We start from the raw sequence: 3,745 nt of genomic DNA, 5'->3' as shown, positions 1-3,745 counted from the left end.
ACCCGCGGCATCCTCACCTGGACCCGCGGCCCGGTGGTCGCGATCGCGGCGATCCTCCTCACCGGCTGGGCCGTCGACAAGGTACGCGCCGGGCGGCGGCCCGAGGACGACGGCGGGCGGGACGGCGAGGACCGGGACGACGAGGGGGAAGACCGGTGAGCTGGGCGGCACATGAGCTGGAGAGCTACATCCTCCACAAGCACACCAAGGTCAAGGTCTCGTACCTGGCGATCCTCCTCGGCTGCTTCCTGCCCGACATGGGCACGAAGGGCACCGTCTACGGCTTCGAGATAGGCAGCTTCTCCTTCAAGCCCGAGAGCGCCTGGGACTACCACCGCGGCTGGCCCGGCGTCGGCTTCACCCACTCCCTGGCGTGGGGCGTGGTGCTCGCGCTGGCCGTGCTGCTGATCTTCAAGAGCCGGGAGTGGGCGCTCGGCCTGCTGATCGGCCAGTGGGCGCACGTGATGACCGACTGCTTCGACAGCGTCGGCGTGATGCTCTTCTTCCCCTTCAGCGACCAGCACTACTCGACGGGCATGTGGGCGTACGCCGCCCAGGAGGGCCGCTACGGCGACGCCGCGGCGTACTACGGCAGCCTCGGGCTGGCCTGGGACCTGTTCTGGCTCGCCATGCTCGCGTACAACTACCGCTCCCTGACCGCCAAGTACTTCAAGCAGCACGTCTATCCGGCCGACCCGGCCTGGGGCTGGCTGCGCCACCGCGTGGGCCTGTCCGACCGCTTCCTGCTCGCGCTCTACCACGCCTACTTCCTGTACGGCGCGTGCCGGATATTCGCCTGGACCATCTGGGCGCAGGTCTCCGAGGACGCCCCGATGGACTGGAAGTGGGGCGGCCCGTACTGGGTCGACAAGGCGACGGTCGAGCATCCGCCGGTGACGGAGTTCCTGGCGAACTCCCTGGTGGGGCTGACGGGCCTGGTGGCGTTCTGCTGGGTGGTGTGGCTCGCGGTGGGCCGCCGGCTGTGGCTGCGCACACCGCCGTACGCGGAGGTGGAGTTCGTCCGCACACCGGTGCCACGGCAGCGCTACTCCGAAGAGAACGACAGGACCGACGAGCCCGCCGAGAGCGAAGAATCCGGCGACCCCGACGAGCCAGGCGACCGCCCCGACGCGGAGCCGGTCCGGCAGAGCCCGGACCGGGCGTAGCCGGCATACGGATCCGCCTGCGGCGGCGACACCGAGTCGTTGCGGCAACGGCGACACCGGTGCCGTATCGGCGTACCTGCTGATTGTCAGGTGAGGGTGTGCAGGAGTGCCTCCAGGTTGTCGAACGACGTGGTCCATGTGGCGCGGGCGGTGGCGCGGCGGTCCCGGGGGTAGGGGCGGGTGAACGTCAGGCGGGTGCCCGGTGGGGTGGGGGTCAGGTGGATGCGGGTGGTGACCGGGGCGGGGGTGCCGTACTCCGGCATCGGGGCCGAGGTGAGGACCAGGAGGTGGGGGGCCGTCAGTTCGGTGATGTGGTTGCGGAGCCAGTGGCGGTTGCGGTCGGCGGCGTCGGCGGCGGCTTCGGCGGTCTCGGCGGTCTCGGCGGTCTCGACCAGGCAGTAGTCGAAGCGGCCGCCGACGTGCGGCTCCACGGTGACGGTGTCCCGCGGGACCGTGTAGCCCCGGGGGCCGATCCAGCGCGCCAGCAGATCCGGGTCCGTCCACGCCCGGTGGACCAGCGGGGGCGGCGCGGGCAGGTCCCGGACGAGGAGCGGGGCGGTGGAGTCGGCGGGCGATGCGGTCACGGTGCCTCCGCTGGGTGGGCTGGCGGGCTTGCTGCCAGCTGCAACCGGCGGGGGGCGGCGACGCTTCCCGGGGTGGGTTTGGGCAGGGCGGGTGGGTCGGCTCGGCCGCTTCGGATCAGTCGGCGGAGCCCCGGGGTTCGGGGGGCTCCGGTGGGGTCGGGGGTTCGCCTTCCGGCTTGCCCGCCAGGCGTTTCGCGATGCGCTCGCGCATCCCCGGCATGCTGAACCCGCGCGGGTCGATCTTCTGGTTCGTCCACTCCTTGTGCGCGATCACCGACTTCGCCTGCCACCCGTGCGCCCGGCACACCGCCGCCGCGGCCCGCTCGGCGGCCTCCAGTTGCGCGTCCGGCCACGGGTCCTCGCCGTCGCCGCGGTTGATGCACTCGAAGCCGTAGAACCGGGCGTTGCCGTCCGTGTTCTGCTCGTTGGGCGACGGGGGGCGTTCGCCGTACCGCTCGGCGATTACCGCGCGCAGCACCTCGTCGTCGCCCAGCCCGGCGTGGTTCGCCCGGCCGTGGCCGACGAGGTGGACCCGGCCCTGCTTGTCGACGACCCCGTGGCAGAGCGGGCCCGGCAGGTCGGGCCGGCCGCGGTAGCAGAGGCGGACGCTGTCGTCCGTGCCGGAGGTGGCCGTGTGGTGGAGGACCACGCCGTGCACCGGGCCCCACGGCCCCTTGTGGTTGCGGTTGTGCGTGCGCCATTCGCCGTGCTCGACGATCGTGAGCCCCTCGCGCTTCAGCGCGCGCAGGACGACGGAGGCGGACAGTGGATCGGCCATGCGAACAACCCCCCGGTTTTCCCTGGCTGGTGACGTCCGGTCCGCGCCGGCCTTCGGCGCTGTCACGCACTCATCGTAAATGCTTCATCACTCTCCGTAAAGGGGGCGGCTCCCCGTCCGTCTCCGGGCCACCGCGCGCCCGTCCGGGCGCCCTGTGTGCCCCCGGTGGGCCGCCCGTAGCGTCGTGTCCGGCGACAACTGCGGCGGAGAGGACGGCTCGTGGAGGTATCGACGTACCTGGCACGGAAGCTCGCGCGACGCTTCCGCACCTACGACACCGACGGCGACGGCTACGTCGACCGCGCGGACTTCGAGCGCGCAGCCCGCCGGCTGGGCGAAGAGTTCGGCCACGGCCCCGACTCGCCGGCGCGGCGCCGGCTGGAGGAGCTGTGCCTCGGGGTGTGGGAGCGGCTCGTACGGGCCGCGGACACGAACGGGGACGGGCGGGTCGACCGGGCCGAGTACGCGGCGGCGTTCGCGGCCGGGCTGCTGGAGACGCCCGGCGACTTCGCCGCGGGGTACGGGGAGTTCCTGGAGGCGATCATGGCGATCGCCGACGAGGACGGCGACGGCCTGCTCGACCAGGAGGAGCACGTGCGCTGGACGGGCGCGCTCATGAACCTCCCGGCGCACGACGCCCGCGAGGTCTTCCGCCGGCTGGACGCCGACGGGGACGGCCGCGTCAGCACCGGCGACCTGCTCGCGGCCATCGGCGACTACTACTTCGACGACGACCCCGACTCGGCCGGAAGCTGGCTCCTCGGCCCCCTCGACCCCGCCTGACACCCCCGCCCGACATCACGGGCGCCCGACCCGGCCGCCGGGGCCGCCTCCGTCAGTCCACCCCGCACAGCCGCAGCAGCGCCGCCGTCGCCGCCGCGGCCACCACCACGACCACGAACGGCGCCCGCCGCCACGCCAGCACGCCGCCGACCGCGACGCCCGCCGGCCGCGCGACCCCCGCGAAGCCGCCGTCGTCCAGCAGCGCCTGCGTGCCGACCAGGGCCGTCAGCAGCACGATGGCCGCGACCGTCATCAGCCGCTCGACCCGCGGCTCCAGCCGCACGCGGGAGCGCAGCGCGGGGCCCGCGAAGCGGAAGGCGAACGTGCCGGCGCCCAGCACGAAGGTGGCGAACACCAGGGTCGTCGCGCTCACGGGACACACTCCTCGTCGTACGGACCGGCCCCCGGCCCGTCGCCACCGTCACCCGCCCCGT

4 protein-coding genes and 1 pseudogene are annotated in these 3,745 nt (G+C 73.3%); 2 read left to right on the top strand and 3 right to left on the bottom strand.

Going from position 1 to position 3,745, the window contains the following annotated elements:
• The first annotated feature begins 155 nt into the window (after positions 1–155).
• Positions 156–1,166 carry a metal-dependent hydrolase gene (locus H5J30_RS21595; RefSeq protein ID WP_181789042.1) on the top strand — a complete coding sequence of 337 codons (1,011 nt, stop codon included), beginning with the start codon at positions 156–158 and terminating at the stop codon, positions 1,164–1,166.
• Between the two features lie 86 nt (positions 1,167–1,252).
• Here the strand turns inward: H5J30_RS21595 and H5J30_RS21590 are convergent, their stop codons facing one another.
• Together H5J30_RS21590 and H5J30_RS21585 are read right to left on the bottom strand one after the other, a co-directional pair.
• The gene (locus H5J30_RS21590; RefSeq protein WP_181789041.1) at positions 1,253–1,750 is read right to left on the bottom strand and encodes an SRPBCC family protein; all 498 of its coding nucleotides are present in this window, start codon (positions 1,748–1,750) and stop codon (positions 1,253–1,255) included.
• A 142-nt stretch (positions 1,751–1,892) separates the two neighbouring features.
• Positions 1,893–2,528: pseudogene (locus tag H5J30_RS21585) on the bottom strand (peptidoglycan recognition protein family protein); the annotation flags it as partial.
• 219 nt (positions 2,529–2,747) lie between these two features.
• On the opposite strand from H5J30_RS21585, the gene H5J30_RS21580 reads away from it, so the two are divergent.
• On the top strand, positions 2,748–3,311 hold the full coding sequence (locus H5J30_RS21580) for an EF-hand domain-containing protein (protein WP_181789039.1): 564 nt from the start codon (positions 2,748–2,750) through the stop codon (positions 3,309–3,311).
• A gap of 52 nt (positions 3,312–3,363) precedes the next feature.
• On the opposite strand, the gene H5J30_RS21575 is transcribed toward H5J30_RS21580, so the two are convergent.
• Complete coding sequence (locus H5J30_RS21575; RefSeq protein WP_181789038.1) at positions 3,364–3,684, bottom strand: AzlD domain-containing protein; 321 nt, start codon at positions 3,682–3,684, stop codon at positions 3,364–3,366.
• Between the last annotated feature and the right edge of the window lie 61 nt (positions 3,685–3,745).

The sequence above is a fragment of the Streptomyces phytophilus genome, assembly GCF_013870535.1.
In the GTDB taxonomy this organism is placed as follows: Bacteria; Actinomycetota; Actinomycetes; order Streptomycetales; family Streptomycetaceae; genus Streptomyces; species Streptomyces phytophilus.
This window is presented reverse-complemented; position numbering and strand designations above follow the sequence as displayed.